Raw genomic sequence first — 18,867 nt, 5'->3', positions numbered from 1 at the left:
AAGTTAAACGGTTCGAAACACCTTGTTTAGTTGATGGCTAATCTATATCTGACAAAGGGAAGCTAAAAATAGGTGTAGTAAAATTATCAGTTCTAACCCGGGCTTTTACAGCCCCTTTCTTTAATACTTGATTGGTTTCTGTGTCGATTAACACATAGTTGCATTCAGATATACCATGGTACATATCCACCGCAAGTATGCTAATAGAGGTGCTGCGCTCTGGTTCGGCTAAATCTATAATTGGTAGCGAAAAACCCGCGCTGTCTCTGTCTGTGCCGAGTGATGTATAAAACAGTTTTAGCGTATATTTGGTTGGAGTTTCAAATAGCTGATCGTTTGCTACAAACTTAGTTCCAAAAGTTTCGGTTAATTGGTTTTGAATCCGCGCGTTAGCATAATCCACAACTTGGTTTTGAATAACAAAGTGACTTTGCAAGCGGATCGTTTGATTGGTGATTTCTTCTAATGGCTCTTTGGCAAAATCTTCGGCAATTTGATTAATACTATATGTGACTAATCTTTGTTCGGTTGACCCGGCAAATTGTTTGCCCGCCTCACGCGTACTGCAAGCTGTAACCGAAATGAGTAAGCTGAGGACAAATATAATTTTTATCTTTAGCACAGAAAGTCCTTATTGTTTTTGTTCGCTAAAATTAATGAGCTAAGTGTGCCCGAATTTTAGATACAAAAAAACCAGATAATTAAAAACTATCTGGTTTTTCTAAGGTGCAGTTTGTAGGTTAAGCTACAAATTGAGCCGCTTACTTTTTCAAAGTAGCTGCAATTGCATCCGCTAAATAATCTACATTGCTAGATGAAACACCCGCAATATTGATACGGCTGCTACCTGCCATGTAAATTGCGTATTCGTCACGAATTGATTGCACTTGCTCTGGGGTAATACCTAAGAAAGTAAACATACCTTTTTGACGATTGATAAAGCTGAAGTCTTCTTCAACACCACGCTCATGGATTTTATTTACTAATAATGCACGTAAGTCGATCATGCGAGAACACATCTCAGCTAATTCAGTTTTCCATTCAGCAGTTAATGCTTCGTCAGCTAATAAAATACCAACTGCAGCACCGCCGTATGAAGGAGGCATAGAGTAAATTTCACGTGCGATGTTTAACATGTGAGACAAAGCAGCACCCGCTAATACAGGGCTTTCGCTCACGCTTGTTAAAATACCAGTACGCTCACGGTATAAACCGAAGTTCTTAGAACAAGAAGTCGCAATTAATGCTTCTGGAACTTTGCTTAATAATTCACGAACGCCAGCAACGTCTGTTTCTAAATCAACACCAAAACCTTGGTATGCAATATCAACAAAAGGTACAAAACCTTTTTCTACTGCTAAATCAGAGATCTTAGTCCATAACTCAGGTGTTAAGTCTTCACCTGTTGGGTTATGACAACAGCCGTGCAATAACACAACGTCGTTAGGGCCTAATTGCGCCAAAGTTTCTAACATTTCATCAGCTTTTAACTGATTGTTTGTTTTGTCGTAATAAGGATATTCAGCTACTTCTAAACCAGTTGCTTTAATTAAAGCGACATGGTTTGCCCAAGTTGGTGAACTTACCCAAATTTTTGCATTTGGGTTACCACGTTTGATTAATTCAAAACCAATACGTAAAGAACCAGTACCACCTGGCGCTTGTAAGCTTTCTACACGACCAGATGTTAATAATGCATTGTCAGCACCAAAAACAAGCTTTTCCATACCATCTAAGAAAGCTTGATTACCACGAGCTTGAATGTACGACTTAGAATCTTCAGTATTTAATAAGGTTTGTAACGCTTTTTGCACTGAAGTTAAAATTGGTGTTTTACCATCTTCAGTTTTGTAAACACCTACACCTAAGTCTACCTTTTTAGGGTTAGAATCCGCACGAAATGCTACAGCAATACCTAATAACGGATCTGGTGGTAACGCAGTCATATGTTGAAACATGTAGATCGCTTCCTAGTTGATGAAAAAGTTAAAAAATAAAAGTGCCAATATGATACACGACTATTTTAGAAGTTAATACTTTTCATGCAAAAAAATGGCAATTTAATGGGTATATATTTATATATTGTGAATATATATGCACATCATGCGTTCGCTTTAAGCAAATAAATTTGACCTATTACAACAAAATGATTAGAGTGCGCGACAAATTTAGGTGCTCGAGGTTTGTTGGTTTTTCCAATATAACCTTAAGTTAAACGGGAAGTTTGGTGAATCTTTTAGATGAGTCCAACGCTGCCCCCGCAACGGTGAGCAATGAGTAATTAATCAATCCACTGTATCTGCAAAACGCAGTATGGGAAGGGATTAATTACAGGTAGATGTATTTCTATCGCATTGTCAGCCCGGATACCGGCCTATTTTTGCTATAACCAGAGAGCGGTGGGCTGTCTAGGGAAACGGAATATTTCTACTATTTATGCAGTAAGGATAATACTGCAATGCCCTCACCTTTCTCTGCAATTGTTCAGCTGCAGAGGTTTTCATGTTTTTTCGCAACGCCAATAAAATCGGCACTATCTATAATAGGACAACAACTTGTTTGTTGGCTGCGTCTTTTCACGTTAGCTTTGTAATTCAAGCGACAGAAAACCCGATTGAAGTCATTGAAGTTGAGCAACAAAAACTTCACGCTACAGGTAATTACCAAAAAATTGATCGCCAAGCCATTTTAGAAATAGGCCAAACAGCGGCCGATGTTTTAAAAAAAATAAACGGTATTCAAATTCGCTCTGTTGCTGGTTTAGGTAATCAAACCGAAGTTTCGGTGCGCGGCTCTACTAATAAACAAGTACAAGTGTATATAGATGGCCAGTTGATTAATGATAGTCAGTTTGGTGGTTTTGATTTAAACCAACTTCCAGTGGAACAAATAGAAAGTATTGAAGTTTCAAAAAGCCAAGCCTTGGGTACAGGTAGCACACCAATTGGTGGTGTTATTCGCATCAATACTTTTGATCCAACTAAGAATCAACTCAGGTTAACTGCTGGTACTGGCTCATTTGGTTATGAGCAATTCAGCGGTTTGGTTAGTCACAATGTTGCTGGCCATCAAGTCAGTGCTAATGTCAGTTACACTTATTCTGATAATAATTATGAGTATTTGGTTAAATCACCATATGTTGAGAACGCAGACCCTTTAGCACCTTCTACACCAGCAATAGAGAAATCTCGTAATAATCAATTTAAAAAAGTCAGTTTATATTTAAACGATAGTTTTGTTGTCGGCAGTCACAAGATTAAAGCCTCGTTGCAATATGGTGAACAAGATAAAAGCATCCCCAATTATCAGTTTAATCTAGCTACAAATCAAACTAGCTTAAGCTCTGTTACTAAACGTCTAGCAGTAACAGACGATTGGCTTATCAGCGGCAATTGGTTTGATAGTTTGGAAATTGAAAGTTATTACCAAACTAAGGATGAAGTTTTTCACGACAAACGAAAACATGCTGACCCAACTCAGCCTGATATTGATCGTAAATATTATTACTACGACGATAACTACGCGGTTAATTTTACTGCTCAGCTTAACTTATCTGCACTGTTAGCTAACTTAAACGCCACCCCATACTTAAAACTAAACAAACAAGAGTTTGAGTCACACTCCTATTTAACTGACGAGCAAAGACTATGTAATGGCATTAGCGCTTGTGATGTGATTGCTAACCAAAACACGTTTGAGCTAGGAAGTAGATTTGAATGGAAGAATGATTCAGCAACAACTGCGTGGCATTTATTATTTAATCATCAACAACAAACTAATAGTAACGAAATAAAACAACCGGTTAGTGATAATACAGATCATTTTAGTGATAAAAAATTAAACCATGCAAACTTTACCTTTGAAGTTGGACTAGTGAATTCAAGTTTAACTGTATTTAAGCAAAATTTGGTTGTATCCGGCAATTTTAGTCAAGGTACGCGCATGCCGACCTTGTTCGAACAGTTTGGTGACAGAGGTTTATTGACCGGTAATGACGATTTGTTACCAGAGCAAGCGATTAGTGCGTCATTAAGCTTGGCACAAAGGTTTAGCCAGTTTAATTGGCAATCGAATTTTTATCGTCGCCAACTTGAAAACGCCATTGTTGTAACTTACAACTCAAGTGGAATTGGCAGGTACACTAATGTCAGTGACGCGACCATCATCGGTTTTGAAGGTCAATTCGATTGGCAAATATCGACTAAGTTAACAGCCATGACGAGCCTACATTTGATGGATAGCCTAACTGAATCAGACACTGACGCATACAACCACAAGAAGGTTCCAGCTATTTACCACAACCAATTGCAACTAGGGCTTAGTTATCAAATCAGCGAGCAATTTAAGGCGCGTTTAGATACGGTACACAATTCCGATTTGTACTATAACCGCACAAATTTCATTGAGCCCAACAGGCCGTTAAACCCTAAAGGGGAACCTGCTAGTCAAAAAGTCACAGATCTAAGTATCCAATGGAATAAAGGTAACTATTCAGCCAGTTTGTCGGTTTTAAATCTATTCGATAAACAATATCTAGATTTAGCTAATCGTCCTGCTCAAGGGCGTAGTTTTCAAATTAAATTCACTATCGAGGACATATAAGTGTTAAAAAAATCACTATTGAATATCGCTATTGCAGCCGCTGCGCTCTCTTTAACTGCATGTTTAGATTCAGGCAGTTCAAACGAACCAGAAGCAAAACCTATCACGCTAGGTGCAGTGGTACAAACTGTCGCTGCAGATTATTCCAGCTCACAAGTAGCACAAATTGATTATGACAAAGATTTAGACAGCTATGAATTAACCGACGGTTATATGGTTAAAGATAAATCTGACTACACAGTTGCTAGTCATTTGGATAGCATTTTTCACATAGGTAGAAATAGCATAGATACTGTTGATTTCTACAACAAAGATGATTTAACAACAAACTTGTTAGGTGTCAGTACAAATTTGGCGGTTGAACAAAGTTCGGGCAATCCTTATACATTTATCGCTTTAAATAAAGATAAAGGTTATGTCATTCGTTATGGTGCTGACAAAATATTAGTTGTAGACCCAACGCCTACTTCAGCAAACGACTTTGTATTAAACACGATTGACCTGTCTGCATACACTGTAGAAGGTTCAGAGCAAGCTTCACCAAATGCCGCTGATGCAGTAATTGCCGACGGAAAACTATTTGTGGTAATGCAGCGTATGCATATTGAGGGTTGGACTTGGACACCTAATACTGCATATATAGCTGTTATCGACACAGAAACAGATATGGAAATAGAAACCAATGCTGATACAACTGATGCGTTTAAAGGCATACCATTATCTGGGGTAAATCCATTAGGTGGTTCATTGGATGTTTTTGGTGATTATGTGTACGTTGCCGAGCGCTCTTCATACAGCTCAACCGATTTAAGCGAAAGTAAAATTGAAAAAGTACATGTCAAAAACTATCAAGTTAGCGAAGTGATAGCTGCCGACAAAATCGTCAACAATCAAGCGCCAATCAAACAAGCTGTGATAGTTTCAGCAACCAAAGGTTACTTTTACGTATCTGCGGGTTGGCCAGAAGTTTCTTCAATTTACGAATTTAATCCGAAAAACGGCCAAATTGTTAATGCTGACGTAACCTCTACTGCGTTAAATGGCGAAGGTATTGGTTATATGGCTGTTGATGGCAAAAACCAACTTTGGATTAGCGTTTCTTCTTCAGACAATCCTGGTATCGATATTGTAGATACAAGTGATAACTCGCTAGTGACTAACCGTTTAACGACCGAGTTAAATCCCGCTCGTATCGCATTTATTGAAGAGCTATCTGCGGAATAAGTTCTTTCAATAAGTATTGTTAAACTAAGGGGCTACCCAGCCCTTTAGTTTCTCCAGTACCCAATCTGCCCTATCTAAAGTTAAATCATGCCCACCCTGCTCTGTTAAATAAATCGGCAATTGCCATTTTTCCGCAAGTGCAGTTGAACATTGATAACTTACCAATTTATCTGTTGTAGATGCCAATAGCTGAATTGAACAATTGGGTTTGGCGGTTAACTTAAATTTAGCAGCGGCTTTAAGTTGCAGTAAAAAGTTTTTAATCGTAACTGGTGCATCTAACGCAATATATTGTCTTTGTTGAATAATGGTCGGTTCGTTATATCGCTCGCTGGTCATTTTTAAAATCAGCTTTTCACGTTCACATGGCTCATTGATAGCCGCTTTAATGATACTGGTGTAGTTGTCGCTGCGCAGCCTTTGGTAAAAAGGAATTAAGCCAGCAACACTGGTGTTTATCAGTGTCATTGATTTGATCTTTGTGATTAACGCCAACTCAATTGCGACCATAGCCCCTAAGCTAATTGCGACCACGTGAACGTTTGCGTTAGTTAAATTTAATCGGCTTAATTCGGCATTAACAAACTCTGCGTTGGCTTTAATACTTGGCAACGATTTCAACTGGTTGTTTTGGCCGTTGCCCGGTAAGTCGATACATACAATTTGATGCTCTGGAAAAGCTTGTTGCAGCTTAGCGATAAAATCGCCCCAATGGCGCTGCTCTCTAATTAAACCACGCAGCAATAACAATACATTTAATTGTCGTACCATAGCTGAGTTGCCTTTTGATCCATATTGAGACTTTTACCATCGTACAGCCAGTTTTGATAAGAGGCACAAGCGCGAATAAAAAACTCCATCAAAACTAAGTGTGAGCGTAACACGCGTTTAACCCTATGTGGCTTTATCGGATGAAACAAGCCGACTGCTTTTAACAACTGCGCGGGATTTTTACGTACCCAGCGCCACGAGCCCATTTCAAGCGTTAAAGGTAGAAATGTGGTTGGTTGCGCAAGTGATTGGTCGTACAGATAATCCCATAAATCACCATGGCACAAATAGTGTTTTGCTTGTGGCTCAAATTTGTACGAATGATAAGGATAAGCTTGAAACAACAAATCGCGTAAATGAAATACTTCACCCAAGTGTTGAATAGGTTGAAAGCGGCTACGAGCGTACGGAAACCAAATTCTGTCATGCAAGCCAAAGCCAGAATGGCAATCGAGCGCCAAAGAAAATGGCGAGTTGAAGGTTTCTTTTTGCATGAAATCGACCAAAGCTTGCGCTTCTACTTGCATTGGCTCACCCGCTTTACCTCTGTACCAAGGAATAACCGGGCTAATACGCTGGCCGCCGACTAAAAACGCAGTTTGTTCATGGCTATCAACCGGGGCATTGCGCATTAAATCAACACTGTTACCATTTGAGCGCCTATGTGTTGCCATGCCAACAGGGTTTAATAACGGAATAAAATTAAGCCGAACCTGCTCTAATAAATGATGTAGCGATACATCCCAAGCTAAACGGCCGATAATACCTTCTAAAAAAGCCAATAATACTTGGCTGCCGATGCGCTCTAACCCGTGCACACCACCAACAAAAGTCATTACTGGTTTACTGGTATCTTTACTACCTAAACTAATTGCATGAATGGGCAATAAGTGATCTTGATAACTAACGTTAGCCAGCACTTGGCTGTTTAAATGGGGTGAGGCTAGCTCTAATAAATGTTCGAGTTGTCGTAATTCGGGCAACGCACTGTCTACAAACTTCAAATTCACTTAGATCCCTTTTATCTAGCCTAGCGAAAGATTGCAGCATAAGTTTAGGTCAATTTTGTGACATTTAAATGGGGTAACAAAAGTTTAATGACTGTGGGAGAGTAATTATGTCTCAAATTTAACTTTATGTTTATTTATACAGTTATAAATAAAAATGAACCCAAAACTCAAACTATTTCTCGCTTTGTTTTTAACAAGGTATTGGTTTTATGGTGGCAATAGAAAGTAACAGCATGATTTTATTTGTTTTTTATAATAATGAGTTTGCATAACGACCCTTGATTAGGCTCACTGTGACGATTGGCTTGATTTCTGCCCTAAAATTATTGTTGCATTTTAGTTGGTCTAGGCTTAAGTTTATGAAATTATTAATTTAAAACGAATTGGAATGGCGTTGTTAGACTCAATATTGAACAGTTCTATACGCACTTCTGATGATTAAGCTGTAATGTTTAAGGAGTCTAACTTGAGCACTGTTCCAAAGTATCCAACTCCTAAAGAGTTTCTAATTGATTTGCCTCTGTATGAAAAAGTTACTTTTCAAAATGAAGACTTAAAAGAAGGGAGGGAACTGTTCTGCTTTAATGAAACTCTCGATACATATTGCCCTGAATGCAATCAACATAGTATTTTTTCGCGCATAGGTAATCACGTAACTACAACCGATGCTAGCATATGGGTTGATAGAGGCCGATTTTCAATATCATTAGGTTGCAGTAGGAATAGAAAGCACACTTTGTTCTTCTTATTCCATGCTGATGGTCAGACGATTCAAAAAATTGGACAATTACCTTCAATAGCATCGCTAAATCTATTTGATGTTAAAAAATACTCAAAAGTACTCGAGAAGAGATACTTTCAAGAATTAACAAAATCTATTGGGCTAGCTTCACATGGTGTAGGGGTTGGATCCTTTGTTTACCTAAGAAGGATATTTGAATTTCTTATCGAAGAGGCACATAGAAATTTGATAAACGATGAAGGTTGGGATGAATCAAACTACCAAACAGCAAGAATGGCTGAAAAAATAGAGTTACTTAAAGCTCAATTGCCAGATTTTTTAGTTGAGAATAAGTCCATGTATTCAATTTTAAGTAAAGGTATTCATGAACTAAATGAGAATGAATGTCTGGCAGCATTCCCAGTCGTTAAGTTAGGAATAGAAATTATTCTTGATGATAAACTTGAAAAGATGAGAAGAGAACAAAAGTTAGCTGAAGCAAAGAAGGCAATTGCATCTCTAGCTAGTCGTATTTAAACATAACAAGGCGTTCAAGAGCGGACACAAAACAGTTGGCTGAGCTCGTTCCTCGCAAATAATAGCCCACTGTTTTTAACCGCTTAGTAAGGCGTTTCAGTATTTAAGTTAAGTCGGCTAACTGATTTTAGCCGACTTAACTATCCTAGCGATAAGCTTCCGCTTTTGGAGCAGAGCCGCCGGTTGGCTCTAACTCATTTTCGTCCAGAAATGAGTTACAACAGTATGATACTTTAATACTCAGTTGTAGAACGATTCAGACTTGGTAGTAGCAAATAGTATGAACCTTTATTCCTCTCCTACAATTACGAATAATTACTCCGATATTGCTTAGGTGTTTCACTAAAGTGTTTTTTGAAAATAGCATATAAATATTGCAGTGATGGATAACCACTTTGCATAGCAACATCATTTAACTCTAAGCTAGTTGTTTTTAGTAGCTCACAAGCTCGGTTGAGTTTTACTTGATGTATTTCGTTGTGCAATGAATGGCCGCGTTCAAAGGTAAAACGCTTTTCAAGATTGGACCGTGACACCCCAACAAAATCTGCAACCTGCTCTACTTTTATTCCTTTACAGGCATTCTGCCGGACAAAATGTAACGCTTGAATCACGTATGGATCGTCGACCGCTTTGTAGTCTGTTGATGCGCGTTCAACCACACCTAAGGGTTTTATCAGATGAATTTCTTCGTATCTTTTGCCTTTATTGAGCATTTTATGCAGTATGCTTGCAGCTTTGTAACCTATATCAACACAGCCTTGCTTGACTGAAGTCAGGGAAATTTTGTGTAGATTACGTACCACTTCGTCGTCATCAATACCAACAATTGAAACTTGATCTGGCACCATTAACCCAACCAACTCACAAGCTTGCAGTAAATGGCGTGCTCTTGCATCTGTTACCGCCACAATTCCGACTGGTTTAGGCAAACGTAACAACCAACGACCTAGCTCATCCATAGCCGATTGCCAACTTGCAGGTTGGGTTATGCGGCCATTGTAGAAGTCGCATTTATAGCCTTCTCGATTAACCAACTCTTTCATTGCCAGTTCGCGCTCTTTTGGCCAAATAACACCGAGCGGATCGGGCACTCCATAAAAGGCAAATTGCGAAAAACCTTTTTGGCGCAAATGTGTGTAGGCCGCGTTGACTAACTCAAAATTATCCGTTGCGACATAAGGCACTTTTGGATAATCGGCTTGGTTTGAATGCGAACCACCTACACCAACAACAGGACGGCTTGAATTTTCTAACGCACGGCGAATTTCTGGATCATCAAAATCGGCGATGATGCCATCCCCTTGCCATGCGTATATTTGTTCAAGCCGACCTCTAAAGTCTTCTTCTAAATATAAATCCCAGTTAACGCCAGTAGTTTGTAAATACATGCCAATGCCTTCTAACACCTTACGGTCGAACACTTTGTTAGCATTAAAAAGTAAAGTAATACTGAATTTATCTTCTGTCATAACTCACACCTAGGTTAACGCTCCGAGTTTTATAATAAACGTCCATGTCACTAAAAACGTTTTCACGATTCTATATCATAAGACCAATTATGTTAATAATCAGTTACAGCTTAAGTTTGCGTTACCCGCCTGTAAAATTTGGATATTGGCAAAACTTAACTGGCCTTGGCCATTTGCTTCAATGCTAAACGGAATGTTTACCGCAGCTAATTCTTCTGGTTTGGCAAAACAGCTTAATTTAACGCTAACGTTCATCCAGCCGTGAACCACTAAGGTGCGCAGATGACTGGTTAAATCAAGTGTGCGACGGCAGTTGTTACCGCAGTTTAAGACCAACTCAACTTTACCTTGCGGAATTTCGTCTACTTTAATATCGAAAGACAAGATACCGCCTGCAGCATAATCGGTTAAATCAAGTGGTTTACCACCTTCAATTAAAATGCTTGAAGGTTTACCTTGCCACTTCCATAACAAAGCGTCTTCTTGAATGTCTTTGTCTATGGTAGTTACTTGTACTTCGCCATTTGGTAATTCTGCAAATGCACCACTTAAAATTTGTTTGTAGTTGTTTTGGTTAATAAACACATGCCAAGGTTGTAATGGTCGACCTACATACACATCAATTTGACTTGCTGTGCCGTCGTCAACCCCTTCAACATCTTCTGGTAATTCAGCTAAGTTATTGGCATCTTTATAAGTTAAGCCAAAGCCGAATGGGAACAATGGTTGGTAGTCAGCGTCCGCAAGGTTAAGTTCATCTTGCAGAGGAGTCGCTGGCCAAGAAAATGACAATTTGCCGCTAAAGTCGTACTGAGTTTTACCTTGTTTGTCCGCTAAAATAACATCGGCAATACCCTCACCTTCACTGCCCGGCAGCCAAGCTGCGACAAATGCATCAGCTGCATTTAATTCAGGGTTAACCCACATAGGGCGGCCAGAAATAAATACCGCAATAGTTTTAATACCTTGTTGTTTGAATTTGTTTAATAAAGCTAAGCTTTGTTTTTCGCCAGCTTCAAATTCAAGGGTATTTATGTCGCCTTGACCTTCGGCATAAGGTGGCTCACCAAATACAACAATTGCTACATCCGGCTTGCTTGTGTAGCTACCGTCCTGCGACAAAGTAGCTTTACCACCAGCAGCTTTAATTTGTTTTGCTAAACCTTGGTAGATAGAAGTTGCACCTGGGAATTTATCATTTGCGCCAGTTAAGCCTTGCCATGAAACACTCCAACCACCAGATTGAAAACCTATATCGTCAGCAGCTGGACCAGCTATAACAAATGATTGTTTTGGCGACAGTGGCAATGCTTGATTGTTATTTTTCAATAACACTAAGCTTTCACGCACTGATTGACGAGCTATGGCTCTGTGCTCTGCTGAACCTGGTGTTACATTAATCGCTTTTGCACGCTCAGACGGTTTTACTGTATCTAATAAACCTAAATGTGCTTTTACAATTAAAATGGCTTTAACCGCTTGGTCTAAGCGTTGCGTTGAAATTTCGCCACTTCTAACTTGCTCAAGCGTGTTGTAATACATGTTTTTCCAGTCGTACGGCACCATGACTAAATCAACACCCGCGTTAATCGACTGAGGGCAAGAGTCATTAGTACAACCCGGTACTTGGCCATGGCCATTCCAGTCGCCTACCACTAAACCGTTAAAGCCCATTTTTTGCTTTAATACTTGGTTTAATAAATATTCGTTGCCGTGCATTTTTTCGCTATTCCACGAAGAAAAACTCGCCATAATCGACTGTACGCCCGCCTCAATTGAGGTGTAATAACCTGGCGCATGTACTTTAACTAATTCGGCTTCGCTCATCACTGCATTGCCTTGGTCGTCACCTTCTTCAGTGCCGCCATCCGCTAAAAAGTGTTTAGCTGTTGCTAATACACGCGAGCTTGATAAAAACTCATCTGTATTGGCTTTGCCTTGCAAACCTTCAACCATGGCAAAAGCGTAGTCAGCAACTAATTGAGGATCTTCCGAATAACTTTCGTAAGTTCTGCCCCATCTGTCGTTGCGAGCAACCGCTACCGTTGGTGAAAATACCCATTCAATGCCACTTGCGCGAACTTCTGCTGCGGTAATTTGACCAATTTTTTCAATTAACTCTGGGTTGCGTGTTGCACCTAAACCAATATTGTGCGGAAAAATAGTCGCACCAGTTAAGTTGTTATGGCCGTGAACTGCATCTGTCCCCCAAATAATTGGAATGCCAACACCACCGTCGCTGGTATCTGTAGATGCTGCATAATAAGCATCAGCCGCTGCTAACCAGTCTTGTGGTTGCGCTTTTTCTTTGCGGTTTGGCGTTGAGCCACCACCATTTAAAATAGAACCAATGTTGTATTCTTTTGCTTGCTCAGGGGTTATTGCCTGAATTTCTGCTTGCAAAATTTGCCCAACTTTTTCTTCTACAGTCATTTTGGCTAATAACTGATTAACCTGCTGATTTTTGCTGTCGCTAACGACGACTGGGCTTTTAGCTACCGGCCAAACCGAAGCGTCATCAGTACCGTCAATTTGCGACTTTGATGTACAAGCTTGTGTACTAATTCCAACAACCATTGCGACCAATACCTGTTTGAGTGAAAAAACTTTGTTCATTGATTAAAAAACCTTTAAAAAACTTTTGCTGTTAACTATTCAGTGTCTGTGACAATTTTGATTAAAGTTGGCTCTATTTGAGCTGCTGTGTGTCGGTTAAATAAGGCAAAACCTAAATCGTTAACGTCACCGTTATCCCAATAAAATGGCACGAGTTTTTGTGCCAACGCGGTTTGGGTAACATGCCTGTGCCAGTCATGGCGGTATGCTTCGTGCTCTGCAAGGTTTCTACGGGCAAATGCACCAAACTCACCCAAGATCAAACCTAAACCTTGTTGGTAAAAATTGTTGTACATGCGGCTAAATTGCGTATCTATATGTGACTCGTCACCCCAACCTGCGGTTTTAGTTGCATCAGTTGCATCAGTTGCATTTTTACCCCATTGCGTAGCGTTGCTAACTTCTTGCAAGGCAAATTCATACGGGTCATAAAAGTGCACTTCTAACAACATTTTGTTGCTAACTAGATCTTCAGGAATGGTGACAAAATTAATTGTGTGATCGATATTGGTGTTAAAACCTTGGAAGATTAAATGGCGAACCGCATTGCGCCCACCCGTTTCACGCACTGTGGTGACGAAGGTCTGGTTAAAACTATTTTGTACTGTGTAGTATTCAAGTGTCGGTGTGCCGTAGTCGCCAGTAACCATAACTTCATTTGTGCCAGCAAATAACAATTTGTCATCGTACTTTTCAAAACGATTGGCGATTTGTGTCCACATCAATGCAAGTCTGTGGTTTGCATAATTTTGTGTAGCATAGGTTGGTTGCAACCAGCCACCATCCCAATGCATATTTAGCATAACGTAGAGATCTTGGCTTAACGCATAAGCAACCACTTGTTCAACTCTATCTAACCAGTCGGTTTTGATTGTGTAGTTACTCTCGTCGCTAAATTGACTCCAAGAAACCGGCAAACGAATAGACTTAAATCCTGCCGCTTTTATCGCATCAATTAAATCAGTACTAATTTGTGGATTGCCCCAGGCTGTTTCACCGCCTACAGCTTCCATACTGTTACCAATATTAAAACCTGTGCCCATTAGCTCGGTTATTTCGGTAGCTGTGATATCTCGCATACCATCTGTATTAACTGGTAACTGATAAACGAATGCGGCTTGGGTAACGGTCAGCGTTTTTTCATCATCTGCGTTGGCAATTTTAATATCCGAGCTACGAGATGAAGATAAATGGTTTACTTCGGCTGTTAGTTCAACAGTGACACCATTTGTAGCACCATCAGCTTGTTCAACAGATGCTTTTAACCAAGTAGGCAATTGGCTGATTTGCCAATCTTTTTCACTGGTTACAGTAAATTTACTCATAATGCCATTGCTGGCTAATGTCACTTGATTCGTTGAAAGCGTAACTTGTTTAACAACTGGTGTGTCGTCACCACCATTGCCATTGTTGTTACCACCGTTATTACCATTACCTGTATTGGTGTCAGGGCTTGAACCACCACCGCCACCACAAGCGGCGACAGATAATAATAAAATGCTTGTTGTTATAAATTGCATAAACGCATTTTGAATACGTTTACAATGTTGTTGGTGTGTTGTCATAAAATAAAACTCACTTAGCGTTAAACCATTTTAGCGAAGGTTACGAATGTAACGTTCAACATAAGGTTGTAGTTGCTCGGCCCAAAGCGCATATCCTCGCGCATTAGGATGGAGTAAATCTGGCATTATTTGTTCGGTTAATTGGCCGTTTTCGGTTAAAAACACTGAATTGATATTGGCAAATTCAGCTTGGTATTCATCTGCGAGTTGTTTGAGTAACAAGTTAATCGCTTGATTGTTTTGCCGTGCCATATCTGTTTGGTCTTTACCGCGCGGGAATATGGCTAATATCAAAACCTGACTATCTGGGGTTATTTGTTTGAGTTTATCTAATACAGCTCGAATACCCTTAGCGACATACTCAGGTTTTTCCATGCGATGGCCAGTATTATTAGTGCCTAACATAATTTGGATAAGTTTAGGTTTTGCCCCATCTAACTCACCTTGATTCAAGCGCCACAATACATTTTCGGTTCTGTCACCTGAAAAACCTAAATTGAGTGTATTGATATCAGCAAAATTTTGGTGCCAAACCTCTGCCCCTTCTTTCTCCCAACCATGGGTAATTGAATCGCCAATCAATACTAATTCTACGCCGTTCTTATTAGCTTGAAGTTTTTCTTGATGCCTGTCCATCCACCAATCAACCGCCCAGTATTCATTTAAAATACCTGGTGTTGTTGAAAGACTTGCTGCATCAGGACAAGAGAAATTTGCCGTTTTGTCAGTGTTAATATGAATATTTTTAAACTCAACTTCGCCGACACCATCACCTTCAACTGTGAAGACTTGTTGAATCTTGCTTACATCATTATCAGCTTGAATAAAACAACTCAGCGGTATATTCAGTTGCTGCCAACCTAAACCGTCATATTGCTGCGCCCATTCGCGTAAACGCAATTTGCCAACGCAGTTTTCACCACAATGCATAACTAAATTAAGTGCAGCTTTTTGCGTATTGTTTACTTGCATGTCTAACGATAAAACACCATTCGCCAAGTACGGTGTTAAATCAACACCCTGCGGACTTTCAAACGCAATTGCACTGTGCCAGCTATGCGCAAAATCAAGTGAATAACTTTGAGTTGATTGCTGAAAACTTGCTTTAGTAAATTGAATTTTATCGCCATCAATTTGTTTGGTCAGTTGATGCACAGCACCTGTCCAATTCACGGATTTTTCATGGTTGCGCACTAGTAGTTGATACGCAGCGCTATTATCGATAACAATGGGTTGCAGCGGCTGAACTGTATTATTTGCAGTTAACCCACAGCCAACTAGAGTTTGGGTTATAGCAACTGCTGCCAGCAAAGTCTTAAATTTCATATTTAACCTTTAAAAGCCAAATAACTGATAGACAGGTTGGGCCTGCCTATCAGCCTTTCTTTTTAACTACGTTTTACAGTTACAGCTTTGCCTGTGTATTCAATGCTAGTTACAACACTTTTATCAAAGTTTGCAGCATTGTCAGACTCACCGCTGATCCAACGCACGTTAATTTTGCGTGTGCTCGGCATACCTTGGTATTGGCCTTTTTGCTCACCTATGGTTAATTCGCCTTTAGCATCGTCATAACTCATATCGATAAATAGATATTCACCTTTTTCGTAGTTATAACTCTTACCATCATCTTCATAGTAGGCGTATGTACCGTCTGCACCTGTATAAACATTTAAGGTAATTTCACCGTTGGTTTTGTCAAATACGTGCTGAATTTCAGGGCCAGTAGGTACAATAGAGCCAGCTTTAACAAACAAAGGCATTATGCCAAGTGGTGCATCCACCTTAACGCTTTGGCCACCTTGGTATGCTTTACCAGTATAGAAGTCATACCAATTGGTTTGGCTTGGTAAATAAACGTCCCAATCACGCGCTTTAAAGTCAGTTACTGGCGCAACTAAGAAAGACGGACCAAACATATATTGTTCTGTTAAGTTAATCGCAGTTTTATCGTGTGGGAAGTCCATCACTAAACCACGCATTAAAGTATCGTCTAAATGATACATGTGGCCTGCTTCACTATAGATATAAGGCATTAAGCGATAACGTAGTTTGGTGTAATACACCATGCTTTCGTATGCTTCGCTACCTTCGTCCGCGATATTAAATATTTCGCGATAAGGGTTTTGACCATGTGAACGGAACATTGGAGAAAACGCGCCAAATTGGAACCAACGCACATTCAATTCTTGCCAGTTTGGAATGTCTTTTTCATCTAAACCAGAGAAATGACCAACCGCACCTTTTGATGTCCAACGCAAATGGTCTTCAGGGGTGAAACCACCAATATCAAAGGTCCAGTTTGGCATACCCGCTAAACCAACACTGATACCAGCAGAAATTTGTTCTTTTAAGTTTGACCAACGTGGAACCGTATCACCACTCCAAATTGCTGAGCCTGTGCGTTGAATACCACCAAAACCAGAGCGGGTTAAAATAAACGAGCGTTTATGCGCATCAGTTACTCGTTCACCTTTGTATACACCTTCAGCATGAGCGAGTGCATATGAATTGAAATATTCAGTACCAGATCCAATAGATTGTGGGCTCATTATTTCTTTGCGCTTACGCGGTGATAAGTTTGAATGAATATCTGGCTCAGAGGCGTCTAACCACCATGCATCTATCCCCAATACATTGAGTTTTTTATTTAATTGACGCCAGAAAATTTCTTGTGACTCTTCTGGATACGGGTCGTAGAAACCATTTAAATAACCTGGGCCTATCCAGTCACGGTTGCCTTCAATATCGACGTTTTTATTCAACATATAACCTTTTTCATCAAACTCTTTATAGTTATCTGTTGTTGAATAAAACTTAGGCCAAACCGAGATCATAATGTTGGTGTTCAGATCATGAACTTCATCAATCATCTTCTTCGGATTTGGGAAGTGCTCTTTGTCAAAATCATGGCTACCCCAAGCGTCCTGTGGCCAATAAGACCAATCCAAAACGATATTATCGATTGGAATTTCGCGCTCTCGGTATTCTTTAACTACATCAACTAACTCTTGTTGGTTTTTATAACGCTCACGACTTTGCCAGAAACCATACACCCATTTTGGCAACATAACTGATTTGCCCGTTAAGTGACGGTAACCGGAGATAACTTCGTCGGTATTTTCACCAGCAACAAAATAGTAATCTATTGCTTTACCTGATTCAGACGCGAATGAAAGAGAATATTGCTCGTCGAATGCACGTGGTTCATTGTGTAATAAGCGGAAGTAACCACCTTGCGAATTCCAAGAAATATTGATTGGTGTTTTCTTCTCTTCTTCCAATTCAATTTGCGTATCGTGGTACCAAGGGTTCCAGTTCATACGCCATCTATCTAATAACTCTTGGCCGTCGATAGTTAACTTGGCATAACCTGAGTTATACATTCTAAACTTATGCATGCCAGATTTTTTCGCTTTAATGTAACCCTGCCACTCAACTCTTGGTTGTTTTACATCACCAAGTTCACGTGGGAATGGATATTCACGAATATTGTTATTGGCAAGGTATTGGTAATCAGGATCTGACTCGACACGGGTAAATAACAGTTTGTCGCCGTCGTAATACTTAGCGGTTAAACCACCTTTGTTGCCGTTGGCATCGTATAAATCTAGATCTTGATGAAGTGGTGTTGCGCTTTCTGGATCACCAAAGTTAGTGATTGACGCATTGTCCCAAAGCACACCGTAATTGCGCGTAGATACTACAAATGGAATGGTGATCACTAAGTTACCAGTCGATAACTCAACGTTTTCACCTGAATAGTTTACTTGACCGTTTTGGTGTTGGCCTAAACCAAATAAACCTTCTTCAGAGCCTTTGTTCCATTGTTGGCGAACTGCATAAGATTTTTCGTCCGCTTTCCATGGATTTTTGGTAACTGGTGCAAATTCACCGCCGTTACTGCCGTTTAAGACAACTTCACCTTTGTCGTTTTTAAAACTCACTTGGCCGTCTGCTAACGACACTATCGCTGTTACTTTAGCGGTGGCCAATTCAACTGTATCACCTTGTTGTTTAACGCTAAACTTGCCTGCTGGCTGAGCTTTAACCATTAAACTTTCAGGTACATAAGATAAATCTTTATGTGGTGTTGCAGTAACACGGATTATTTTGTCATTAATAACCGTTAGTTGTACTTTTTTAGCTGCGCTGTCAGCCAAGGTAACCACTAAACCCGTGTCGGTTTGTTGGTAGCTACCTAGCTGCTTTGTTTGTTGCGATTGCTGGCTGCTTGCTGTTGAGCTGTCAGAACCACAGCCCGCTAGCATCATTAGTGGTAAACCAGCAGCAACCACGGCTTGTGTTATACGGTTTAATTTCATTGTTTTTGCTCCAAAAGCATGTCG

12 protein-coding genes and 1 riboswitch are annotated in these 18,867 nt (G+C 39.9%); of the genes, 3 read left to right on the top strand and 9 right to left on the bottom strand.

Features of this window, described 5'->3' with window-relative positions; all coding sequences use genetic code 11:
- Positions 1–37: 37 nt before the first annotated feature.
- Together WSC_RS0111175 and WSC_RS0111170 are read right to left on the bottom strand one after the other, a co-directional pair.
- Positions 38–622: a hypothetical protein gene (locus WSC_RS0111175; RefSeq protein ID WP_016956014.1), complete on the bottom strand. Its 585-nt coding sequence runs from the start codon at positions 620–622 to the stop codon at positions 38–40.
- Positions 623–761: 139 nt separating this feature from the next.
- Positions 762–1,958, bottom strand: coding sequence for an amino acid aminotransferase (locus WSC_RS0111170; RefSeq protein WP_016956013.1), 1,197 nt, complete (start codon positions 1,956–1,958; stop codon positions 762–764).
- Between the two features lie 204 nt (positions 1,959–2,162).
- Positions 2,163–2,392, top strand: a riboswitch (cobalamin riboswitch).
- A gap of 110 nt (positions 2,393–2,502) precedes the next feature.
- Here WSC_RS0111170 and WSC_RS0111165 point away from each other — a divergent pair.
- Positions 2,503–4,602 carry a TonB-dependent receptor plug domain-containing protein gene (locus WSC_RS0111165; protein WP_016956012.1) on the top strand — a complete coding sequence of 700 codons (2,100 nt, stop codon included), beginning with the start codon at positions 2,503–2,505 and terminating at the stop codon, positions 4,600–4,602.
- Entirely contained in the window at positions 4,603–5,826 is a 1,224-nt protein-coding gene (locus tag WSC_RS22565; RefSeq protein WP_016956011.1) for a hypothetical protein, read from the top strand.
- A gap of 24 nt (positions 5,827–5,850) precedes the next feature.
- Here WSC_RS22565 and WSC_RS0111155 read toward each other — a convergent pair whose 3' ends face one another.
- The gene (locus tag WSC_RS0111155) at positions 5,851–6,597 is read right to left on the bottom strand and encodes an alpha/beta fold hydrolase (protein ID WP_016956010.1); all 747 of its coding nucleotides are present in this window, start codon (positions 6,595–6,597) and stop codon (positions 5,851–5,853) included.
- Positions 6,582–7,607 (bottom strand): DUF2817 domain-containing protein, encoded by a 1,026-nt coding sequence (locus WSC_RS0111150; RefSeq protein ID WP_016956009.1) that lies wholly within the window; start codon positions 7,605–7,607, stop codon positions 6,582–6,584. The genes WSC_RS0111155 and WSC_RS0111150 overlap by 16 nt, the downstream gene beginning before the upstream one ends.
- 466 nt (positions 7,608–8,073) lie before the next feature.
- Here WSC_RS0111150 and WSC_RS0111145 point away from each other — a divergent pair, with 466 nt between their 5' ends.
- The gene (locus tag WSC_RS0111145; protein ID WP_202802001.1) at positions 8,074–8,865 is read left to right on the top strand and encodes a short-chain dehydrogenase; all 792 of its coding nucleotides are present in this window, start codon (positions 8,074–8,076) and stop codon (positions 8,863–8,865) included.
- Between the two features lie 305 nt (positions 8,866–9,170).
- Here WSC_RS0111145 and WSC_RS0111140 read toward each other — a convergent pair whose 3' ends face one another.
- The 5 genes from WSC_RS0111140 to WSC_RS0111120 all read right to left on the bottom strand — a co-directional run bounded on the left by WSC_RS0111140 (position 9,171) and on the right by WSC_RS0111120 (position 18,843).
- Positions 9,171–10,337 carry a XylR family transcriptional regulator gene (locus WSC_RS0111140; RefSeq protein ID WP_016956007.1) on the bottom strand — a complete coding sequence of 389 codons (1,167 nt, stop codon included), beginning with the start codon at positions 10,335–10,337 and terminating at the stop codon, positions 9,171–9,173.
- A 99-nt stretch (positions 10,338–10,436) separates the two neighbouring features.
- Complete coding sequence (locus tag WSC_RS0111135; RefSeq protein WP_016956006.1) at positions 10,437–12,953, bottom strand: glycoside hydrolase family 3 protein; 2,517 nt, start codon at positions 12,951–12,953, stop codon at positions 10,437–10,439.
- A gap of 35 nt (positions 12,954–12,988) precedes the next feature.
- Entirely contained in the window at positions 12,989–14,518 is a 1,530-nt protein-coding gene (locus tag WSC_RS22560) for a cellulase family glycosylhydrolase (protein WP_016956005.1), read from the bottom strand.
- Between the two features lie 30 nt (positions 14,519–14,548).
- On the bottom strand, positions 14,549–15,844 hold the full coding sequence (locus WSC_RS22555; RefSeq protein ID WP_016956004.1) for a GDSL-type esterase/lipase family protein: 1,296 nt from the start codon (positions 15,842–15,844) through the stop codon (positions 14,549–14,551).
- A gap of 62 nt (positions 15,845–15,906) precedes the next feature.
- Complete coding sequence (locus WSC_RS0111120; RefSeq protein ID WP_016956003.1) at positions 15,907–18,843, bottom strand: TIM-barrel domain-containing protein; 2,937 nt, start codon at positions 18,841–18,843, stop codon at positions 15,907–15,909.
- Between the last annotated feature and the right edge of the window lie 24 nt (positions 18,844–18,867).

Source organism: Catenovulum agarivorans YM01, assembly GCF_000281085.1.
In the GTDB taxonomy this organism is placed as follows: Bacteria; Pseudomonadota; Gammaproteobacteria; order Enterobacterales; family Alteromonadaceae; genus Catenovulum; species Catenovulum agarivorans.
Note: the sequence above shows the minus strand (reverse complement) of the source record. Positions and strands in the feature narration are given on the sequence as shown.